The organism is Trichormus sp. NMC-1 (genome assembly GCF_001858025.1).
In the GTDB taxonomy this organism is placed as follows: Bacteria; Cyanobacteriota; Cyanobacteriia; order Cyanobacteriales; family Nostocaceae; genus Anabaena.
Genome location: NZ_LZQD01000023.1, coordinates 3,106 through 3,866 on the forward strand (window position 1 = coordinate 3,106; position 761 = coordinate 3,866).

Annotated in this window: 1 rRNA gene; it reads right to left on the minus strand. The window is 53.5% G+C overall.

The annotated features are described in order from the left end of the window. Positions 1 to 761: ribosomal RNA gene (locus A9Y75_RS25680) — 16S ribosomal RNA — on the minus strand; the annotation flags it as partial.

Here is a 761-nt window from a genome sequence, read left to right on the forward strand (position 1 = left end):
CTCCCCAGGCGGGATACTTAACGCGTTAGCTACGGCACGGCTCGGGTCGATACAAGCCACGCCTAGTATCCATCGTTTACGGCTAGGACTACTGGGGTATCTAATCCCATTCGCTCCCCTAGCTTTCGTCCCTCAGTGTCAGTTGCGGCCTAGCAGAGCGCTTTCGCCACCGGTGTTCTTCCTGATATCTACGCATTTCACCGCTACACCAGGAATTCCCTCTGCCCCGAACGCACTCTAGCTGTGTAGTTTCCACTGCCCTTATCATGTTGAGCATGACTCTTTAACAGCAGACTTACACAGCCACCTGCGGACCCTTTACGCCCAATCATTCCGGATAACGCTTGCATCCTCCGTATTACCGCGGCTGCTGGCACGGAGTTAGCCGGAGCTTATTCTCCCGATACTGTCATTATCATCTCGGGTAAAAGAGCTTTACAACCCTAAGGCCTTCATCACTCACGCGGCATTGCTGGATCAGGCTTTCGCCCATTGTCCAATATTCCCCACTGCTGCCTCCCGTAGGAGTCTGGGCCGTGTCTCAGTCCCAGTGTGGCTGATCATCCTCTCAGACCAGCTACTGATCGTGGATCGTCGCCTTGGTAGGCCTTTACCCCACCAACTAGCTAATCCAACGCGGGCCCATCTAAAGGCGATAAATCTTTGGTCCGAAGACATTATCCGGTATTAGCTCAAATTTCTCTGAGTTATTCCGAACCTAAAGGCAGGTTCCCACGCGTTACGCACCCGTGCGCCACTAA